Annotated in this window: 18 protein-coding genes, 1 pseudogene and 1 riboswitch; of the genes and pseudogenes, 6 read left to right on the top strand and 13 right to left on the bottom strand. The window is 34.1% G+C overall.

Annotation, left to right across the window (positions count from 1 at the left end; genetic code table 11):
* Positions 1 to 138 precede the first annotated feature (138 nt).
* Positions 139 to 735, bottom strand: a complete 597-nt coding sequence (locus AB1284_RS11530) for a TetR/AcrR family transcriptional regulator (RefSeq protein WP_429749266.1) — start codon at positions 733 to 735, stop codon at positions 139 to 141.
* A gap of 139 nt (positions 736 to 874) precedes the next feature.
* Here AB1284_RS11530 and AB1284_RS11535 point away from each other — a divergent pair, with 139 nt between their 5' ends.
* The gene (locus AB1284_RS11535) at positions 875 to 1,528 is read left to right on the top strand and encodes an HXXEE domain-containing protein (RefSeq protein ID WP_429749265.1); all 654 of its coding nucleotides are present in this window, start codon (positions 875 to 877) and stop codon (positions 1,526 to 1,528) included.
* Between the two features lie 331 nt (positions 1,529 to 1,859).
* Here the strand turns inward: AB1284_RS11535 and AB1284_RS11540 are convergent, their stop codons facing one another.
* Both AB1284_RS11540 and AB1284_RS11545 read right to left on the bottom strand, forming a co-directional pair.
* Positions 1,860 to 2,807: a DMT family transporter gene (locus AB1284_RS11540; RefSeq protein ID WP_429749264.1), complete on the bottom strand. Its 948-nt coding sequence runs from the start codon at positions 2,805 to 2,807 to the stop codon at positions 1,860 to 1,862.
* Positions 2,804 to 3,763: a proline dehydrogenase family protein gene (locus tag AB1284_RS11545; RefSeq protein WP_429749263.1), complete on the bottom strand. Its 960-nt coding sequence runs from the start codon at positions 3,761 to 3,763 to the stop codon at positions 2,804 to 2,806. The genes AB1284_RS11540 and AB1284_RS11545 overlap by 4 nt, the downstream gene beginning before the upstream one ends.
* 116 nt (positions 3,764 to 3,879) lie before the next feature.
* On the opposite strand from AB1284_RS11545, the gene AB1284_RS11550 reads away from it, so the two are divergent.
* Together AB1284_RS11550 and AB1284_RS11555 are read left to right on the top strand one after the other, a co-directional pair.
* Positions 3,880 to 5,292: a PLP-dependent aminotransferase family protein gene (locus AB1284_RS11550; RefSeq protein ID WP_429749262.1), complete on the top strand. Its 1,413-nt coding sequence runs from the start codon at positions 3,880 to 3,882 to the stop codon at positions 5,290 to 5,292.
* A 150-nt stretch (positions 5,293 to 5,442) separates the two neighbouring features.
* A pseudogene (locus AB1284_RS11555) lies at positions 5,443 to 5,679 on the top strand (IS3 family transposase); the annotation flags it as partial.
* Between the two features lie 111 nt (positions 5,680 to 5,790).
* Here the strand turns inward: AB1284_RS11555 and AB1284_RS11560 are convergent.
* The 5 genes from AB1284_RS11560 to AB1284_RS11580 form a co-directional block, all read right to left on the bottom strand.
* Entirely contained in the window at positions 5,791 to 5,901 is a 111-nt protein-coding gene (locus AB1284_RS11560) for an anti-repressor SinI family protein (RefSeq protein ID WP_429754289.1), read from the bottom strand.
* A gap of 69 nt (positions 5,902 to 5,970) precedes the next feature.
* Positions 5,971 to 6,067, bottom strand: a riboswitch (cyclic di-GMP riboswitch).
* 149 nt (positions 6,068 to 6,216) lie between these two features.
* Positions 6,217 to 6,342: a hypothetical protein gene (locus AB1284_RS11565; protein WP_429749260.1), complete on the bottom strand. Its 126-nt coding sequence runs from the start codon at positions 6,340 to 6,342 to the stop codon at positions 6,217 to 6,219.
* 1,126 nt (positions 6,343 to 7,468) lie between these two features.
* A complete protein-coding gene (locus AB1284_RS11570; protein WP_429749258.1) occupies positions 7,469 to 8,056 on the bottom strand; it encodes a hypothetical protein in 588 nt (195 codons plus the stop codon).
* Between the two features lie 667 nt (positions 8,057 to 8,723).
* Positions 8,724 to 9,323, bottom strand: coding sequence for a hypothetical protein (locus tag AB1284_RS11575; RefSeq protein WP_429749257.1), 600 nt, complete (start codon positions 9,321 to 9,323; stop codon positions 8,724 to 8,726).
* A gap of 163 nt (positions 9,324 to 9,486) precedes the next feature.
* Entirely contained in the window at positions 9,487 to 11,769 is a 2,283-nt protein-coding gene (locus tag AB1284_RS11580; protein WP_429749255.1) for an AAA domain-containing protein, read from the bottom strand.
* Positions 11,770 to 11,939: 170 nt separating this feature from the next.
* Here AB1284_RS11580 and AB1284_RS11585 point away from each other — a divergent pair, with 170 nt between their 5' ends.
* The 3 genes from AB1284_RS11585 to AB1284_RS11595 all read left to right on the top strand — a co-directional run bounded on the left by AB1284_RS11585 (position 11,940) and on the right by AB1284_RS11595 (position 13,163).
* Positions 11,940 to 12,401, top strand: coding sequence for a GNAT family N-acetyltransferase (locus AB1284_RS11585; protein WP_429749253.1), 462 nt, complete (start codon positions 11,940 to 11,942; stop codon positions 12,399 to 12,401).
* Between the two features lie 112 nt (positions 12,402 to 12,513).
* The gene (locus AB1284_RS11590) at positions 12,514 to 12,657 is read left to right on the top strand and encodes an IS3 family transposase (protein ID WP_429754288.1); all 144 of its coding nucleotides are present in this window, start codon (positions 12,514 to 12,516) and stop codon (positions 12,655 to 12,657) included.
* An 11-nt stretch (positions 12,658 to 12,668) separates the two neighbouring features.
* Entirely contained in the window at positions 12,669 to 13,163 is a 495-nt protein-coding gene (locus tag AB1284_RS11595) for a kinase (protein ID WP_429749251.1), read from the top strand.
* Positions 13,164 to 13,327: 164 nt separating this feature from the next.
* Here AB1284_RS11595 and AB1284_RS11600 read toward each other — a convergent pair whose 3' ends face one another.
* The 5 genes from AB1284_RS11600 to serC form a co-directional block, all read right to left on the bottom strand.
* Positions 13,328 to 14,707 (bottom strand): sensor histidine kinase, encoded by a 1,380-nt coding sequence (locus AB1284_RS11600; RefSeq protein ID WP_429749249.1) that lies wholly within the window; start codon positions 14,705 to 14,707, stop codon positions 13,328 to 13,330.
* A gap of 1 nt (position 14,708) precedes the next feature.
* On the bottom strand, positions 14,709 to 15,380 hold the full coding sequence (locus AB1284_RS11605; protein WP_429749247.1) for a response regulator transcription factor: 672 nt from the start codon (positions 15,378 to 15,380) through the stop codon (positions 14,709 to 14,711).
* Between the two features lie 96 nt (positions 15,381 to 15,476).
* Complete coding sequence (locus AB1284_RS11610; RefSeq protein ID WP_429749246.1) at positions 15,477 to 16,724, bottom strand: DUF1015 domain-containing protein; 1,248 nt, start codon at positions 16,722 to 16,724, stop codon at positions 15,477 to 15,479.
* Positions 16,725 to 16,889: 165 nt separating this feature from the next.
* Positions 16,890 to 18,062 (bottom strand): phosphoglycerate dehydrogenase, encoded by a 1,173-nt coding sequence (locus AB1284_RS11615; RefSeq protein WP_336480920.1) that lies wholly within the window; start codon positions 18,060 to 18,062, stop codon positions 16,890 to 16,892.
* A gap of 12 nt (positions 18,063 to 18,074) precedes the next feature.
* On the bottom strand, positions 18,075 to 19,157 hold the full coding sequence (gene serC, locus AB1284_RS11620) for a 3-phosphoserine/phosphohydroxythreonine transaminase (RefSeq protein ID WP_429749244.1): 1,083 nt from the start codon (positions 19,155 to 19,157) through the stop codon (positions 18,075 to 18,077).
* Positions 19,158 to 19,351 lie beyond the last annotated feature (194 nt).

Raw genomic sequence — 19,351 nt, forward strand, 5'->3', positions numbered from 1 at the left:
GGTAGTACTAACAAAACGCGAATTTCGTACGTTATCAAGACCTAAATTCAAAAAACACTAAAAATAAAAGCTCCTAACATATTGTATATGACTAATATGTTAGGAGCTTTTATTTTTGGTTTACACGATCTTTTTGTGTTAGGTAGTAAAAGGAAAATTTCCAAGTTTATCATTATTATACTTTTGTATTTGTTTTGTAGTTCCATTTAGTAAAATTGAACGAATCATGATTACAATTTCATCAGCTGGGATTGTTTTTTTGTTATCATACCAGTATTTTATCGAAGACAAAATTCCAGAAATAGAGAACTCGAAAATTAACTTGGTGTATTCATTGTTTTCTGATAAATGGAAGCTTTTGAATAAAGCGGGGCGAAGTGCCTTTTTGAATTTCTGTATAAAGTTAGGATCTCCATTATTACCAAGTAGAACACTTAAGTATTCCCCTTTATCCTCGTATAAGGTTGCGATTTTTTGGATAATATCTTCATTACGAGGACTCTGTAAGCTCTCCTGTATACTCTCAGTTATGTAAAAGATGAGTTCTGTTTCTAGTTGCTCAAGAATGTCATATATATCCGTAAAATATTCATAAAAAGTGCTACGGTAATAGCCTGCATTATCAGTTATTTCTTTTATACTGATTTTTTCTATTTTCTTTTGGCAATACAAATCCCAAAAAGAATCCATTAGCTTTTTTCTTGTTAATGCTGTTAATTCAGGCTTTTTTTTCATGAAAACCTCCCCTTTTCTAAATCAATACGACATAGTTGGTCAATCTGTTGGTTGATGAAAATATAGAACGAATTATAATTAATAATATAATACGACAACATGTCGCATTATACAACAGAATAGAGGGAGGGCTATTATTATGAACTTTTTAAGAAGACATTGGTACAATGTTGGATTAGTTGTTGCTATTGTATCTAGTATATATTTAATCTTTGTTTGGGGAGATATGGAGGTTCTTCAAAGGATCTTGTTTATGAACTTTATCGTTCTATTACTTCATCAATTTGAAGAGTACGGTTTCCCTGGTGGTGAACCAGCTATTATGAATATAGCATTACAACCTAGTACAACACCTAATCGTTATCCATTAAATCAAAATTCAGCTATGATTACGAATGTGGTTATAGTTTATATCATGTATTTAGTACCAGTATTTTTTTCTGATGTAATCTGGTTAGGGTTGGCTCCAATGTTGTTTGGTATGATGCAATTTATGGTTCATGGAATTATGACACCAAAAAAACTGGGGCAATTTTATAATCCTGGATTAGGTGCTGTTGTTTTAGGACATATTCCTTTAGCAATTTATTATATTTACTATATCCATTCTAATGGAATCGTAACTGGATGGGATTGGATAGTTGGAATTGTCTATATGATCCTTACCGCTTTTATCGTAGTTAACAAAATGACTTATTCTTGGTTAGCAGACGAAAACTCCCAGTATCCATTTGCAGAAGAGGAAATGAGAAGATTTAATGTCCCTGAAAAATTACAAAGATTGAATAAATGACTTTAATAAACCCCTATCAATTATTGTGATAGGGGTTTATTACTTTTTTTATTAAAGGTGAGATAGCTTTATTGTTCTAATTCATTTTTGACTGGAAGTTTCCTTAACGTACGAAATTCGCGTTTTGTTAGCGCTACCCCATGCCTATCAACTTAAGAATTTTATAACACCCCAAAACAAAAAAAATTGTACATTTTCACATGAAGATGTCAATTTTCTTGTTTTGGAGGTATTTGTATTTCTTAGCTTGATAGCGATGTGACGGTACCCATAAAAAAATCTCAAAAACGGAGATTTTTGAGATCGAATAACGCGACTTAATATGTTCACCTCAATACTCTTTCCTTATCTTTTCCTCGACTTCTTTTCCTAAGCTTTGAGTTTGTGTATTCTCTGACGGTTGTTTTGAAATCAAATGAATGGCCATTAATATCAACCCTATTCCTACAAAGTGGAACAAAGAGATTTCTTCACCTAATATGAGTATAGAAAGAATAATACTGCTAATTGGCAAAACACCTGTTAATACTCCAGCCTTACTTGCAGGAACTTTTGAGACGCCTTGGTACATAAGAATAAAAGCAATAACCGTTACAACGATACCAAAATAGAATATCAGTCCCCACTCTGAAATGGATACTTTTTCAAAATGAAACCGACTGCCCTCGTAGAGAGAAAACGGTAAAAATAACACAGCACCAAAAGCACTGACAATCGTTGAAATAGCAAGAGAACTCACTTGTTGTGCTACAAGTTTCCCTAATATGATAAATAATGCTTCGCCAATAACAGCACCGAAAATGAGCAAATTCCCTAATACGTGAGAGGACCCACGTGCCACATTTGAAGATGATCCGAAAACATTAATTGCTAATGTCCCTAAAATGGCTAACATAATTCCTATACCGATGTTTTTTGTCAATTTTTCCTTAAGGAGAAGGAAGGCAATCCCCCCAGTGACAGCTGGAATTATACTTGTAATAATTCCACCTTCAATGGCTGTGGTTAATTTCAGTCCATATAACATAAAAATATTAAATAAAAACACACCAAATAATGCCTGTAAAAAAAGGATAAAAAAATCTCTTTTACTAATAGAAGGAATCCCCTCAAATTTTATCAACAAGGGAATCAGAATAAGGGTTGCGACAAGAAATCTTAGTTCGGATGCTACGAATACAGGAAAACTTTGAACAATTAACTTACCTGCTACGACTGAACTCCCCACAATAACCATAGCCAAAATAATTTTTACATTGGGGATTAAATGTTTATTCAATATTCCCTACTCCGCTTTGCTGAAGATGAATGTATCATATCCGTCACTGTATGATATAAATTTTCCGGATATTCAGCTATCCGATGACATAAATACAAGTACCACTCTTTCCCGTAAGTCAAATATACTCTAGAGTTATACCCTTTATTTTTTAAATTACTTAACATATCTGGACGAATTCCATATAGCATTTCTATTTCTACATTAGGTTGACTAAGATATTGACGTTGTTCCATTTCTTTAATAAGAATTTCATCATGTGTAGCTATGGACACAGGATGGTTGGTTTCAACTAATTGTTCTACAAGTTGAAGATACCGTTGATTTAAATCAGTTGACCTAGGCATAGCAATATCCGAAACTTCTTGATAGGCACCTTTTACAACTCGTATTTTTCCTGGATAATGAATGAGTTCTTGAATATCATTATTTGAACGATATAAATGTGCCTGGATCGTTATCCCTACATTAGGGTATTGCTCAGTTGTTTTTTTATAGATGGTAAGAATGTCAGCTGTTTTAGATGATTCTTCCATACTTATCATGATTATAATTTCATACGTTTTTGCCCTCTCTGCTAACTCCATTAAATGGATATAAGCTGTTTCCGGATTTATAGACAACCCGATATGCGATAAATCGAGTGATACCGTTTGTTTCATAGACAGAGCACCCATGTCCTCAATAAGATTCAAAAACTCATTTTTTGCTTTACAACATTCCTCTAAATCTTTTGTATTTTCCCCTATAAATTCTAGTGAAGTAAGATAACCTTTTGTGAGCAGTTCTTTTGCTGTTGCAATCCCCTCATGTCTCGTTTCTCCGGTGACAAACCGTTTCGCAGCTTGTAATAATAACGCATAGAGTTCAGTGGATTGTTGTACATAGGATTTTATATGTTCATTTCGTGCAATCGATTTAAGTGCCTGAGCTACTCGAAATTCTGGTGTAGTCATCACATTTCATCTCCTTTAGAACTGTTTGATCCAACTATAGCATGCTACAATGGTTTGTATTAGTACCATTTCATACAAACTTTTATGGTACCATTTTTGATGAAGGGAACATTTATATGCTTTGGATATCTATTGATCGGTCGTTAGATATACCTTTAATTCGACAGGTTTATCACCAAATACGGGAACGAATATTAAATGGAGAGCTACAATCCGGAGAAAAACTACCATCAACACGGGAACTATCTTCTGAGTTAAACGTGTCTAGGAATGTAATTTTAGAAGCTTATGATCAATTATTTTCCGAAGGTTTTTTGGTTGCTCGACAGGGTTCAGGGACATTTATTGCCGAAGGAACGTATTTAGAACAACATAAAAAATCACCTCTATTTGATTCTTTATCTTGGTGCGAAAAAACAAATCAAGACAGTAACATCATTAATTTTCGTTCAGGGATACCAGCATTGGACTTATTTCCACGTAAGGCATGGGCGAAGTTGTCTCACACTATATGGAATGAAACATCTCCTTCTACGTTTGGATACGATATTCCCGAAGGGCGTCCGGAATTAAGAGAGGTTTTATCACGCTATTTACTGAAAACAAGAGGGGTTTTTTGTCATCCAGAACAATTGGTGATTACTTCCGGTGCAACCCAAGCTTTAACACTTGTTTCTAAGTTACTTTTGTCAACGGGTGACGAAGTGCTAGTGGAAGATCCTATCACCAATGACATTCAAACGATTTTTAAAACTTCAGGAGCCCTCCTTTATCCTATACCAGTTGATGATAATGGGATGGATACATCTTTGCTGCCTTTAAATAAAAATCCAAAGTTCATCTTTATTACTCCTTCTCATCAGTTTCCTTTAGGTGGAACGTTACCGATTCAACGACGGGTTCAATTGATTAACTACTCGAGAAAAATAAATTGTTATCTTGTTGAGGATGATTATGATAGTGAGTTTCGATATGAAGGCTCACCTGTAAGTTCATTACAGGGATTGGATCCGGAGCGTGTGTTATACATAGGTTCATTTAGTAAAATCTTATCACCGGCCCTTAGAATGGGATATTTAGTTCTTCCCTCACACCTTATTGAAAAATGTCGCAGGTTAAAATGGTTTTCGGATCTACATACCCCTTCTTTAGATCAGCTTGTCCTTGCTAAATTTATTGCCGAAGGTTATTTGGAACGGCATATTATAAAGATGAAGAAAATCTATAAAAACCGAAGAGACTTCCTTATCCATCAATTAAAATCAGCATTCTCGAATAAGATCAATATTTTCGGTTATTCTACAGGGTTACATCTGATTGTTGAATTCAATCATTTTCAATCCACAAAAGAATCACTTGCGGAAATCCAACAACTTGGAGTGAAAGTATATCCTGTGGAAGACCACGCCATTGAAAAAGGAAAACATCATAACCGAATTATTTTGGGTTATGGACATTTAACAAATGAAGAGATAAAAGAAGGCGTGAGCAGGCTACATAGGGCAATATCTTGTATATACTCTCTTTAACGAATAGACTTCTAAACTCAAAATCGGCTCTTTTTATGTTGAGTTTGTTTAGCGTACATTTTCGTTAAAATGTGGGCGGGATCCCTAGTTGTTCTTACAAATAAAAGTGGCTGTGGTGCAAAAACTCTAGAGTTTTTGCACCACAGCCAAGAAAAAGGCATTATCACAAGCATGTCTCAGAAAAGAAACTGCCATGATAATGCCGTGATGGAAAGCTTCTTCGGACATTTGAAAAGCGAAGATTTCTACTCACAAAATCTAACAAAAGTATTCAACACAACTGTGCGAAAAACTGTATTAGGATACATCCATTACTACAATTGTGTGCGAATTCAGGAAAAATTAAACTACCTATCCCCTAAGGAATATAAGGAACAGGTAGTTTAGGTATTTTAATGCGTGTCCCATTTTCAGGGTTCACTTCACTAAATGGCAGAGCTTTTTTTCTATCCTAATAAGATAATCAAGCCACTTTTACGAACATAACCTCTTTAAGTGTTAATTACCGCATATCTTGTTCTGTTCGCTGAAAAAAAAATTACGTACTTCATTAACAGTCAAGCCCATTCTCTTGGCATCGAGAATTAATTCTTGCCATTCTAAATCAATAAAATCTGGTTCTTGCTCCTGATCTTTAACTTTTTTTCAACCTGATTTTCCATCTAATCCCCCGTTTGCACCGGTAGCCCAGCCATCATAATGAAAATATCATGTTTATCACCTTAGATCTGGAGCTTTGCGTCCTTATCTTTCGATAAGTTTGCCTTTATCGATCATATACCTTCTGTTTATCTTTATGTAGCTACTTATTGATATTATATAAAGAACCTAAACTTATGCACAATAGAAAAACAGGAAAAAAAAACTATTTTTCTATTATAAGCAATTTCATGAAAATACTTAAACGGATGTAGAAAATACTTATTATTTGTTTTCTTTTTCAGTTTTTTTTAACTCCAAAAACGCTTTAAATTCTTCTTTCGAAATACCAGCCTTCTGTAATTCCTCAATTAATAAAATCCAATCCTTATCCAATTTTATGTTCTTCACCTGTATCCTCCGGAAATTTTAATTCATATCATAAGATATTTTACCAAATTAACATCCTTACAATATAGAAATATATCAGTTCAACTTAATTTCTCAGGTTCTGGTACAAAATAACTAGCTTGTTATCAATTATCTTTAGTTCAAATCTTTTTATTCTTCATCCCTTCGCATAATATTCCACTATCTACACATATTACAAACAGGCTAGACCACAGCCTGTTTCTCCTTTGGGATGAGCAGTTAACTTTTGCTAGCTGCTTTTTGTTTTACCAATATTTACATAGATACATTTTTTTCGAAAATTTGATATCTTACAAATAAACCTTCATATGGCTGTTATACCATCTCCCTAGCTAGTCGAAGTTAGGGAGTTTTGACTTTTTCATAAAAAATGAAATTTTTGTTTAGTTTCAGCCTCAAATAATCCAGCCTATTAAAATACCAAGTACTAGGAACGGATTAGATACAACGACCCATAATGCTATCCATCCCATATTCAATTTCTCCCCTGTGACTAAATGAAGTATTTGTTAATAAATTCTAATTTTTATAATAATTAACATATAATATCTTGTTTTCTGGTAATATAAAGATATTTCTTAGGGTTTCCATATTTCTCTGTTAGGACCTGTAGCGTACCTCAGGTCCTAATTAATAGTTGTTTGATAAGAAAGCGAGATGGAATAGTTGAGTAAGTACAATAATTTATATGTTTCACTTAAAAGTATTGATGATCAAGTAATATTGTTTAGTCAAGAAAATTTCAGTACAATACTTGATCATTTGAATAAAGATAAATTTATTATGTTTTTTGAATGTGTTGATGAATTGTACCTTCCTTGTGCAGTAAATACAGATGACATTGTAAATGTTTTCCAAGTGGAAAAGTAGAATAGTTGCGATAGGTAAGACTTTGAAGTTATCTCCATCTTTTCCCCCACTTAACACTGTACGTGCTACTTTCATCGCATACAGCGTCCCATCTTCCCCTTTTTGGGGTAGCACGCCATGCCTATCAAGCTAAAAGAGCTAGTTACCTCAAAACAATAAAAAAGAGAAAAACATACAAAATTTCCGTTTTGGAGGTATTAAAATCTCTTAAGTTGATGGGCATGGGGTGCTACCCCTAATTAACTTTTTGTTGCTCCTGTATCAATTCTCTACTTTCTTTATTCTGTTCCCTCAACAAAAAACAAATAAAAACAGTATTAATTACACCTATTAATCCATAACTCCATAAAGGTGCTTTAATAGTTTCATACCAAATTAAATTTATAAAATAAATCCCGATCATTATTAATAAAGAGTTAACAATAAAAGTAAAAATAATTTTATTATTTATAAAAAACTTATCCAATTTACCAACAGAAATAATTAAAGCAGAAGTACTAGCCATAGTTAAAGACATAATAGCAATTGAACACAAACTTTGTTTATCTTGAAACACGTTTGGAGAAGAAACGATTTCAGTAATCAAATTAGCAATATAATAAAATCCAGTTAAATAAATTGAAACAGCTAAAAATGAAATAGGAACCCATTTACAAAATAAAAAAATTGGTTTTGTATAAACCTTTTGTCTTGCTTCCCTTATAGATTCTCCAATAGGCATAATAATCATAATTAGAGCAATCAAATATAAATCGTGTACAGGTAACTCTCCTTTAAAAATATCAATTAAAAAACTAAAAGCATCTTTTATATTATTTATCATTAAAACGCCCCAACCTTTCACTATGTATCAATTGCGCCATCCATATTCTACCAGAAAAATCCACCTTAACGTAACTTAATATAAAAAAGCGGGTTGTTTGAATCGATAGAACTAAGTGATTTGACTAAAACAATTATTTATTTCTTAATACTTATAAAAGAAAAAGAGTCCTATTAAATTAGGACTCTTTTTCTTTTCAAATGTAAACTTTTAAATATTAGTTTACTTTCATTCCTTTGATTTTAATAAGTTTATATCGATTCATCCGTTTTCTCCAAAATCGCTGACGAAAGTATACATTCAAAACATAATAAGGTGAAACTTCCATAAGTGGGGGTTTTTTCATCCCCCACTTATGGAAAGCTCTCATCAATCAGGCCTTTACGGGCAGTTGCCCCCCACCTATCGCTTCTCTCTAAATCTTGAAATGGGGGCCTTAGCGCCTGCGAATAGCGAGATAAATGAAGAGATTGAAACATTCAAGTCAAAGAAAAAGAAAAACGTAGATTCATAAGAGCACTTTTTAGTATTGGAATAGCTGTTCTCAATTCATAATTTCCTCCACCTTCCCCTTGTATACCATATATCATTGAAGTTTACATGACCTCACTCATCAGAAGTACAAAAAAGACAGCTGAGATCAGCTGCCTTTCTGTTCAAATTCATCTTATTTATTAGTGTTAATTTCTTGCTGTAATTTCTGATTAGATTTTTGTAATTGTTGATCAAATTTGTCTAATGCAGCATTAATAGCTGTTTTGTCTTTCTTTTGAACAGCCGCTTTCAATTCTTTTTGAATACCACGTTCGCCTTGTTCTTTACCTTTATCTTTATCATGATCTTTATCTTCGTGTTTTCCAAAGATTGCTTCTAATTGCTTATGCGCTTGTTCTTTTGTTAATTTCCCATCTTTTACTTGTTGTTTAATAGAATCAATTTCTTGTTTATGAGCTTCGTAAAAAGCTTTTCGTTGTGTTTTCTCTTGTGCCTCTTGTTTTTGGAAACCAGCTGTTTTGTGCAATTGTTGCTCTAAATTTTTATGTGTTGCTAAATCTTGTGTAAGTTTCGTTTTCAAATCAGAAGAAGCGTATTGATTCATGATATTCGTAAGCTCCTTCTCATGGTTACCTTTATGGTGATGCTCTGCTGTTTCATGTGTAACTGATTTGTTAGATGTATTGGAATGATTCACTACTGCACTTCCTGCTGCTGGAGTCAATATAGTTGCTGCTAAAATAGGTGCAATCAAACTTGATCTTAGTTTCATTTGAAATTCCTCCTAAAATACGTAATGATGTTACAAGTAGAATTATCGGACATGTTTCTTAACTTTTCCTTAACTTAAAAAAAGAAAAATAAAAAGGCTAAAAAACCTTATAAATAAAGGGTTCTTAGCCTTCGTTATGTTTTTACATATAAAAAAGAAAATTCTATATTTTTATATCTAAAAATCCTTTTAATACTCCAATTGTTTGCGGAGCTTGTAGTCTCGCTACAATATATGGAAACTCCGGACTGCCATCAAATATCATATGAGCTGTTAATGGAGCACCTACCCACATTATTTCATCATCAATGATAACAAATGGCATCACTTTATTTTGGCGACGTGCTTGTACGTTTTTTATTGGAATTGCACCTTCTGTATATATAATAACAGGTGCTTCTGCACGTACTAACGCTTGCCAAATCCTCTTATCCATACGGCTTGAATTCGGGATGGACACAATAATTTTCTTTTTTGCTGAAATAATATCTTTTAATAATACTTTCGTTTCTTCAGCGCTTGTTTGTACAAACCATCGCAATCTCTTTGTAATTTTCCGCTCTAGAAACGTTCTTGATGTTGTACGATCATATACATTTCCTTGCCTTTGTAGGTGCTGTGTTAAATGAGATAAGGCTTGTTTTCGCGAAAGGTTTTGCTTCATATATTGACAATCTGATAACTGAATAAACTTCCCTCTTGCTCTTGTTACTGCAACATTAACAAGTCGATGGTTTTTTTGATCAAAAAACAGCACACCTGGGCGTTCTTGCGGATAACTATCAACTGTATCGAATAAAATCATATCACGTTCAGATCCTTGAAATTTATGAACGGTCGCTGCTAGCACTGGTGTATTTTTGAACTTTGTTTTTTGAAGAAATTCACGGATACATGTTGATAAAAAACGGGCCTGAGCACGATATGGTGTAACGATACCAATTGACGGTATTCCATCCATCAAGCCAATTAACATAAGTTGCATCGCTATTAGACCTGAAAAAATATTATAACGTGAGCTAGAGACAACATCTTTTAATGAATAAGCTCCGATATTACTTGTATCTAGTAAGACTGCTGCCTCCCTCATGAAAGGCTGTAAGTTTGCAATATCGTTACGGGATGTGACTGATGAATGGTCGAACACTTCATTTTTATAAATAAATTCATTTGTAAAACTTGAAATATGCGGATGCATACGACGCTGCTCTTGCAACATGTATAAATTCGGATGCTTTTTATGATCGTTTACAGATTCTACTATACCTGCATGATAAAACACATCTTCTTTTAACCATTTGTTCACAAGTTCATGATTTGATAAAGCAATCGGTGGTAATTGTAGAAAGTCGCCGCAAACGACAATTCGCTTTCCTAACGAGGCTGCCAATGCTATTTGCGGAACATATGCCATACTCACTTCATCTACGACTACAAGGTCAAACGTTCTTTCGTAAACAAGCGAATCGATTGCACATTTTGATAATGTTGCCCCAATGACTTTTGCATTTTCAATATACTCTTTTTCAACTTCTTTCACTTTTGCTTTTTGCTTTCGAAGTTCTCCTTCTATTTCCTGCATTCTTTTCTTTTCAGAAGAAGTTGCTTTGTAAGAAAGGATTTTTTGTCTTAATTCTTGTCTTAATTCTTCTAAATACAGCCGTTCTTCTTCCCATTCTGCATTTGTCGATTCAACTAATCGCGTGGTAAGTAACGTTTCATGATCGCGAATTTGTTCATTTTGACTAAAACCATAGCGAATAACGTCTCCTGGTACCCATTTTTCTTTTTTCTCAATTTGCTTTGTTACTTCGCTCATTAATACATCAACTGCTGCATTACTATGAGCTAATACAAGAACAGATTTTCCACTTTGATAATGAGCTGCAATAATTCGTGATAAATTGTATGATTTTCCTGTTCCTGGCGGTCCCCAAATGTACGTTGTTGCATTATAAAAAGCACGGTATGCAAGTTCATTTTTCGCTTTTTTCATTTTCATAATATGTTTTGGTGTACTATCACCTTGTAATAACCGTTTCACGCGCTGGCGTCTTTGTTTATCTTTTCTCACTTCTTTTAAACGCTCTTGCAATTGCTCTAACAGTTGCCACGGTTCACTATATAACGCTGCTTCATTAATATGCTGCTGCATGTAACAATTAAGTTTCACTTCAATCTCTAGCCCTTGAACAGATAGCACTTCCCCTGTTGCTTCGTCACCGTCAAATTCAATCCGAATTGGTGTTCCATCCGGTAAACTTACTTCAGAAATAAGCTGGAATATATATACACTACTTTCATAGTCTGTATATAGAAAACGTCCATTTATAATTGATAGTTTACTTCCACCAACCGTTTTCCAATGTTTAATTTCATATACTAACGCTTGATGCCACTCTTTCATCGTCTCTGTTAATGAAGGAGTTTGCGCAGGTGTAATCATGTCTATGTCTCCTTCCTCTACCTTAAAAACATACTTTCTCACTATACCACAAATCATAGCTTATCCCTATCGCTGTTTCATTAGCAGCTTTATCTCATACCTTTAAATAAGATATAATAAAAAAACTACTAGAAATCCTCAAAATCTATCTTAATAAAAAAGGTGATATTATGAGAATTCGTGAAACAAATAATTATGAAATAATTGCAAAGCTAAATGAACCTGTACAAAACTTACATGCATCATTATATCCTGAACATTTTCACCCTTATCGCTACGATGCTGTAAAAGTTTTTTTTCAAAATATGATTGATAGTCCTAGTTTTATTTTTTTACTGTTAGAAGAGTCTAATCAATCTGTCGGATATGCATGGTTAGAGCTTAAAAGTTATCCAGGCAATGCTTTCAAAAAAACATATACATCTATATACATACATCAAATTAGTGTCCTAGAAACATATAGAAATAAAGGCTATGGCACACAATTACTAGATTACATTTACAAAATTGCAAAAAACGAAAACATAAACATGATAGAACTTGATTATTGGCTGGCTAATACTACTGCTAAACAATTTTACGCAAAAAATGGATTTGATTTATATCGTGAATTCGTTTATAAAAAAATATAATATCATGATTTTTCATATCCTCTGTATCTAGAACTAATATTACATAATACTTTTATTCCAATATTTCTAATTAAAATCCAGAATTTTCACTATTGTCATTAAATAAGAATACATACGAAAACAAATGACTTATCGAAGTTTTAAAGAACTAAAACAAGCTGTAGACGAGTATATTCACTACTATAATCATGAACGAATCAAACCAAAATTGAATGGGTGTAGTCCTGTTGAATATCGTCTGATGAAAGCTATATAGGAGATGAAAATTTGAAATCGACATTAATTATTCTTCGAGGAAACTCCGCAAGCGGTAAGACAACAATTGCGAAGAAACTACAAGAATATTTCGGTCAAGGGACACTTTTGGTTTCTCAAGATGTGGTTCGCAGAGAAATGTTGAAAGTTCATGACACAATAGGCAATCTATCTCATGATTTAATTCGTCAAATCACTGAATATGGAAATGGAAAATGTGGATTTGTCATTTTAGAAGGAATACTAAGCAATCGAAAGTATGGTGATATGTTGAGAGAATTAGCGGATTATTTTGATGGTAACGCATATGCATATTATTTCGATTTATCACTCGAAGAAACAATTAGACGACATAATTCTAGGGATAAAAGAAATGAATTTGGAGAAGATTTATTGCGTCAATGGTATACTCCACATGATATAATTAAGGTTAAAAGAGAAAGAATCTTCACAGATGATATGACGCAAAAAGAAATATTCAACACTATTCTTAACGACGTCAAATAATGAAAATCGGAGTGGAAATCTCCACTCCGAAAAAAGTCTAACTTTTGGAGGCAGTATAACTTGCTCCTTTTTTATTATTTACTAAGTGTATAATGAACCGCTAAATGGTACAGTTATTATTTTGTATCTCCAAAGCAATGCCATAACATAATTCAGAGAATCTTTTACGCTTTTGGAAGCTGAATTGTAAATGTGGTACCTTCTCTTTTTATACTATGCACAGTAATAGTGCCTTCATGAAGATCAACAATTTTTTTCACAATCGAAAGGCCTAACCCACTTCCTTCAATTGTTCTATTTCGCGCTTCGTCAGCTTTGTAGAACCGCTCAAAAATCTTTTCTATCTCCTCTTCACTCATACCTAGCCCTGTGTCAGAGATAGTAAAATGCAATTCCGTTTCTTTCTCTTCTCCGTAAAATGAAATGGTCCCGCCACTTTCTGTGAATTTAATGCTATTCGTCAATAAATTTGTCCACACTTGATGGAGCAAATTTTCATCTCCATACACTTGTATACTTGGAACATCCAATTCAATCGCGACATCTTTTTCACGCCATTGCCACTCTAACATAAAAATAACATCTCTTATTTGCTTTCCGGCATCAAACATTTTCTTATCTAAAACTTGTTCCTCTTTATCTAGGGACGCAAGCGTTAATAATTGTTTACACAAACTAGACATACGTCTACTTTCAGATTCAATAATTTTCAAATAACGCTTACGTTCTAATTCACTCATATCATTTGTTTGTAACGTCTTCGAAAACCCTTGAATTGACGCAAGAGGTGATTGAAATTCATGCGAAACGTTTGAAACAAATTCTTGCCGCATTCGCTCTAAATCCTTTAAGCTTTTTGCCATTTTACGAAAGCTGACAGCCAGTGTTCCAATTTCATCTTTTCGATATTCCGGCAGGGCTATTTCATACTCTCCATTTGCAATTTTCTTAGTTGCACCTGTAAAAAGTTGAATAGGACGTACAATAAACCGAGCTGCAATTGCAATACAAATAATACTTAATCCAACAGTTAAGCATATTAATACAGCAAAGAAAATGCGCATTTCTCCAAATTGCTGTTGAATATCAGGACGAATAAAGAGCGCATAGTTTTCCCCATCATGTTGAATTGGAATTCCAATACTATTTAAAAGCTCATTATCAAAAAACCCTGTTATAAATAACCGTGCAGGGTACGTTGAAATACCATTGTATGTGTGTCCTTTTAATACACTCTCTATTGTTTTTTCACTCACATTAATTTTTCGAAATGCATTCCCATATCGCTTCCCTTGTTTTTGATCATCTACAACATAAATTTCAAAACCAAGCTTAGAAATAGATTGTAAATACTCCTCTCGACTTTTTTCATCGGACTTTTCATATAAATGTTTAACTTCTTGAGCATATTTTAAAATCTTTTCACTGTTATATGGTTTCAAATAAATATGATAATACACATTCGATAATAAAAAACCAATCATACTACTGGCTAACATAATAACGATAGAAATCATAACAAATCGTGAATACAATGATCGCATTTTATTTCAACTCCATTTTATATCCAAGACCACGCACCGTCTTAATTTGAAAATCATCTGTTCGCTTAGAAAAACGATCTCGCAATCGCTTAATATGTACATCTACAGTGCGTTCATCTCCCGCAAAATCAACTCCCCATACAAGTTCAATCAATTCTTCTCGGGAAAAAATTCGTCCTGGATAACTTGCAAGCTGTGATAGTAACTCAAATTCTTTTAGCGGTAATAAAATGGTTTGTTCTTGACAACGTACTTCGTAGCTTTTTCGATCGATTGTCGTTCCATGTAATTGAATAATATCTGCATTTAACATTTGATAACGACGTAACAATGCTTTCATTCGAAATAATACTTCCGCTGGTTCAAACGGTTTTACAATATAATCATCCGTTCCAACAGAAAAGCCCTTTTCCTTATCTATTAACTGATCTTTTGCCGTTAACATTATAACTGGTATATCATAATATTTTCTAATTTCTTCACAAAGTGTATAACCATCCATATGCGGCATCATAATGTCTACAATTGCCAAATGAATTGTTTCTTTCTCTAATATAGACTGTGCTACTTTTCCATCTTCAGCTTCCCACACTGTATAACCTTCTTTTTGAAGGTGATAACGTAGAAGTTCTCTTATATGTAAATCATCATCAGCTAATAAAATATGTATCATGTATCTCGAGTCCTTTCCTTCAGTTAGTACGACTTTACATTATAAGATTGATACAAAATATGCAAGAAAAAAAGAGAAAGCAATCTGCTCCCTCTTCTACTCTAACGAATGAATAAATAAACCGCTGCGAAGCTTCGGTTCAAACCACGTTGATTTTGGCGGCATAATTTCTCCTGCATCCGCAATATCCAGTAAATCTTCCATTGTTGTTGGATACATGGAGAAAGCAACAGCCCATCCTTCCTCATCAACCATTCTTTCTAGCTCTTTCAGCCCGCGTATTCCCCCTACAAAATCAATTCTGTCATTTGTACGAGGATCATCAATATGTAAAATCGCATGTAACAACTGTTCTTGTAAAATGGATACATCTAATCTTTTTACAACATTCTCTGCATCATACATATTTGCTTTTGCAGTCAGCTTATACCATACTTTATTCAAATACATCCCAAATGTATGACGCTCTGCTGGTTTATATGGTACTAAATTTGCTTTTTCTACATAAAAAGTTTGAGAAATTTCTTGTAAAAATTGTTCTTCTGATAACCCGTTTAAATCCTTTACAATGCGATTATAATCCCAAATCGATAATTCATCTTTCGGGAATAATACAGATAAAAAGTAATTAAATTCTTCTTTACCTGTATAATTAGAGCATGCCTCACGGCGCATCATTCCAACTTTTACAGCAGATGCTGAGCGATGATGACCATCAGCAATATATAAAGAAGGGATTTCCTCAAACTGTTCTATTAATGTAGCAATGACTCTTTCTTCATGAATGATCCACGCTTTATGCCTAATTGCATCATCTGCCGTAAATTCATAAACTGGGTTATGCGTTGCTTTCCAATTCGCAATGACATTTGCAATTTCACTTTTCCCGCGATATGTTACAAAGATGGGGCCTGTATGAGCATTACAAACGTCAACATGACGAATACGATCTTTTTCTTTTTCAGGTCTTGTCTTCTCATGTTTCTTAATGGTGTTGTTCATATATTCATCAATTGATGTACAAACAACGAGTCCAGTTTGAGAACGACCGCTCATTGTAAGCTCGTAAATATAAAAACATGATTTCTCTTCTTGTATAAACACACCTGTTTCAATCATATGTTGCAAATTGCTCTTTGCTTTCTCATACACAGCGTTATCATAAGGTGAAATAGATGGATTTAAATCAATTTCAGCCTTATCAATATGTAAAAACGAATAAGGGTTATTTGTTGCAATTTCTCGTGCTTCATTACTATTGAGTACATCATATGGAAGAGCAGCCACTTCATTTACATGCTCTTGTACAGGGCGAATTGCCCGAAATGGTTTAATTGTTGCCAATGAAATCTCTCCTTTATCCCGCTATTGGCGGTCAGTAAGACCCCCACCTCATAACTCAAGAGAAACGAGGAAGATAGGTGGAAGATAACTGCCCGTAAAAGCCCGATTAGTTAGGCTTTCCAGCAGTGGGGGATGAGGAACTCCCCCACTGCTAGAAGCTACACTTTATACAATCATCCGAACTGCTACGACACCTGTAATGTTTCTAATTGTTGCAACAACATCTTCTTTAACAAACTCATCTATCCCATTATCAATATCAATCATTGTATATGCAAAAGAGCCTTTACTACGGTTGATCATATCAGCAATATTAATATGATGATCTGCCAAACACGCTGTAATTTGACCCACCATGTTCGGAATATTTTGATGCGCAACTGTAATCCGTTTCTTTCCAATGTAAGGCAGTTCTACATTGGGATAATTAACCGAATTACGAATATTTCCAGTTTCTAAAAAGTCGCGCAGCTGCCGAGATGCCATAACCGCACAATTTTCTTCTGACTCATAAGTAGATGCTCCGAGATGTGGCGTTGCAATAACATTTTTCATTTGTAGCACACGTTCATTAGGAAAATCTGTTATATAATGCTTCACAATGCCCGCCTCAAGTGCTTGCTCTAATGCCGTTTCATCAACAAGCTCTCCACGAGAAAAGTTTAAAATACGAACTCCCTTTTTCATTACTTGAAGTGCAGATTCATTAATTATGCCTCGCGTTTGTTCGACTAATGGAACGTGCAAAGTAATATAGTCACATGTTGCAAAAATTTCATCTAAACTGAATGCTCGCTGCACTTGTCTGGATAACCGCCAAGCTGTTTCAACAGAAACATATGGATCATAACCAACAACATCCATCCCTAAAGAAAGGGCATCATTTGCAACAAGAGCTCCAATTGCTCCTAGTCCAATAATGCCAAGTCGCTTTCCTGCAATTTCTGAACCAACATATTGTTTTTTTCCTTTCTCGACAAGCTGCGGTACCTCTTCCCCTTGCAAGTCTTTTGTCCATACAACCCCATCTACAATATTACGAGATGACATAATTAAACTCGCAAGTACAAGTTCTTTTACCGCATTCGCGTTAGCCCCTGGTGTATTAAAAACAACAATGCCTTTCTCTGTACAGCGCTCAACTGGTATGTTATTTACACCTGCTCCCGCTCTGGCAATGGCCTTTAACTGCTCTGAAAATTCTTCATGATGCAATGAATAGCTTCGCAGCAAAATACCATCAGGCTGCTCAATTGTTTCTCCTACTCTATATGTATCTGTTGAAAAAGTAGAAATTCCTCTTTCAGCAATTTGATTTAACGTTTTAATATGAAACATTTCTTCATCCCCTTATTTGTGTTTCTTTTCAAATATATGCATAAAATCCACAAGCGCTTGTACGCCCTCTATTGGCATTGCGTTATAAATACTAGCACGCATGCCGCCAACGGAACGATGCCCTTTTAATGTTTCAAAGCCATGTTTTTTTGCTTCTTGGATAAACAATGCATTCTTTTCATTTGAAGATGTTGTAAATGGAATATTCATTAAAGATCGATACGCAGTATTTACTGGTGAAGTGAATAAACTTGATTCATCTAAAAAATTGTATAAAATTGCTGCTTTTTCATAATTTCTTTTCTCTATTTCCTCCACGCCGCCTTGCGCTTTCAGCCATTGTAAAACTAATTTTGTTACATAAATACTAAAAGATGGTGGAGTATTATAAAGTGAATTATGTTTACTGTAAGTTTCATAGTTTAACATGGTTGGACAAGACGAATTCGCAAAACCAATTAAATCTTTACGAACGATAACAACCGTTAACCCCGCAGGTCCTAGGTTTTTCTGTGCCCCGGCATAAATAAGGCCAAATTTTGTTATATCATACTCTTCGGATAAAATATTTGAAGACATATCGGCAACGAGTGGGATTTCTCCTGTTTCGGGAATATTGACATAACGTGTACCTTCAATTGTATTATTTGTTGTAATATGCACATAATCTATTTCTCGAGAGAAAAGTGTGCTACTTATCTCTGGAATGGATGTAAATCGGTCATTTTCTGAAGATGCAATAACCGAAACAGTTCCGATTTTTTCCGCTTCTTGAATCGCCTTTTTTGACCAAGAACCTGTATGTACATATGCTGCATGCTTATTTTGTTGCATTAAATTTAGTGGAATCATGGAGAATTGTAAAGATGCGCCTCCCTGTATAAAAAGCACTTCATAATTTTCAGGGATATTCATTAATTCACAAAGCAGATTTTTCGTTTCATCTATAATGTCCTGAAATGCTGTAAATCTATGACTCATTTCCATTATAGACATACCTGTTTCATGATAGTTTAATAATTCTTTTTGTACTTGCTCTAAAACGGGTATTGGAAGTATAGATGGTCCAGCTGAAAAATTGTATACTCGATGCATCTCATTCTCCTCTTTCCTATATTTTTATAAGTTTTTAAACTTTCTGAATTATAACTTATATAAATTACTTGGTCAAACCGTTTTTCTTATTTTATTCTAAGACGTATTGGAACCGTTCTCACAAGTAATTTGTCAAAAAGTAAAACTTCCATTGGTTTTGTTTCTTCATCTCTCATTGTTAGGGAACTCGTCCA

This window comes from Bacillus sp. S2(2024) (assembly GCF_050474045.1).
GTDB lineage: Bacteria > Bacillota > Bacilli > Bacillales > Bacillaceae_G > Bacillus_A > Bacillus_A yunxiaonensis.